Below are 1,655 nucleotides of genomic sequence, written 5' to 3' on the forward strand. Positions count from 1 at the left end.
ACCAACAAAAGGTTTTACAGCATTAGCACGCTTGAGACGTGCGTAGACTTGATTGGAAACTTCAACAAATGGATTATTGGGAGTTGAAGTTTCAAAACGAACAGTGCTTTTGTTATCGCCAACAACACACATTGGCTTGGTGATGATTGCTTTCATCTTCGCTCCTTTTGAGGCAATGAATTAATGACATCATTAGTCACTTAATGACTTTTGATATGTGCAAAATAGGTTAGCCTATTTTGTCAATAAAAACAGTGCTTTAAGCCCTCTTAAAAGCTTAATATTTTACCAAATTTTAGGGGATATTTTTGAATTTTAGACACAATACAACTAGTGCAGTACTGTCATTAAATACGATTTTTTACACTATGTCAACAAAAAAATCATGATCTTGTATTTTTTTTTATTTTTTACCTAAATATGGTGTTTTAAAAGATGTCCTTTATTTTCCTTCAATACAACATTTATGTTGTATTGAAACATTTTAGATGTTATATTATTATAATGAATAGTCAAGAATTGAAAAGATATCTTATAAAGCATGGTTGCAGTTTTACTTCAGGGAAGGGAGGGCATTTGCTTGTAAAGCGTGGTTCTAAAAAGTCCGTTTTACCTATGCATGGTACGCGAAAAGAATTAGGAACAGGATTAGTCCAGAAGATTCTTAAAGATCTTGACCTAAAATAAGCCAGAATATGGAGGTGTAAATGAAATATGCAATCAAATTTATCAAAGATGACAATGATACTCTTCTAGTCGTCTCTAAAGACTTTCAGGAATTTATTACCTATGGTAACGATGAAAAAGAAGCTTTGGAACAGGCTAAAAATGCACTTTTAACAGTCATTATGGGGCGTTTTCAAGATCGTGAACCTATTCCCTTTGGACATCGTGATATTGCCTATCCTTTTGTTGAAGTATCTTCATTGGTGACTTTAAAAATTGCAATACATAACGCTATGATTGAAAAAAACTTACGCAAAGCTGATCTCGTACGTCTTTTAAAACTTCATCCAATACAAATTGACCGATTGTTGGATTTAAACCACGCAACCAAATTAGATGCCTTAGAATCCACTCTCATTGCTCTTGGAAAAGAGGTTGCCATTAATATCCAAGACGCCGCTTGAAAACTACCGGTTTTGCGTAAAATGTTTATAAAGCGCATTAAGAGCAATGCGCAATGAAAGCACAAGATGTGGTAGTGATTGATCTTCTATGACAAGATACTGTAATGCGGCATGAAGGTTATATTGACGGTGTAAACATTGAGCTTCTTGAACAACATCTTTTACAGCTAAAAGATGTTCTGTTGCCTTCTGTACCCATTTTTCTCTTGCTCCGTTATCAGAAGTTGTAGGCATTTCATCATAAATTGCATTAGGCAATCCTTTTGCACATAGGTAATTGTTTTTCACTTCAAGATATTTTTGCGCAGCATCATATTGGTCTTGATTGATTTCGCCTTGCAAATAAAGCCGTCCGATATAGGTACCGGAAAGCGGATTTTTAGCCTCTTCTATGGTCAAACAGAAGCGTTTGGCACGCATTTCAAGTGCTAATTTATCCATGGATTCATGCGGTGTTTTTGCTCGTGAGATGCGTCCATTTGGTTCTCTGATACACCCTTTAATCCGAGGACGACCACGTTTTGC

Annotated in this window: 3 protein-coding genes; 2 read left to right on the plus strand and 1 reads right to left on the minus strand. The window is 35.5% G+C overall.

Annotated elements, in window-relative coordinates; genetic code table 11:
• Positions 1-504: 504 nt before the first annotated feature.
• Together ACFILU_RS04095 and ACFILU_RS04100 are read left to right on the plus strand one after the other, a co-directional pair.
• Positions 505-687 (plus strand): type II toxin-antitoxin system HicA family toxin, encoded by a 183-nt coding sequence (locus tag ACFILU_RS04095; RefSeq protein WP_006589116.1) that lies wholly within the window; start codon positions 505-507, stop codon positions 685-687.
• Between the two features lie 20 nt (positions 688-707).
• Positions 708-1,130 carry a type II toxin-antitoxin system HicB family antitoxin gene (locus ACFILU_RS04100; RefSeq protein WP_375613904.1) on the plus strand — a complete coding sequence of 141 codons (423 nt, stop codon included), beginning with the start codon at positions 708-710 and terminating at the stop codon, positions 1,128-1,130.
• 3 nt (positions 1,131-1,133) lie between these two features.
• Here ACFILU_RS04100 and ACFILU_RS04105 read toward each other — a convergent pair.
• The coding region (locus tag ACFILU_RS04105; protein WP_375674861.1) for a hypothetical protein at positions 1,134-1,655 on the minus strand (522 nt) is incomplete at its 5' end.

The sequence above is a fragment of the Bartonella sp. CL100XZDX genome (genome assembly GCF_042195375.1).
Lineage (GTDB): Bacteria > Pseudomonadota > Alphaproteobacteria > Rhizobiales > Rhizobiaceae > Bartonella.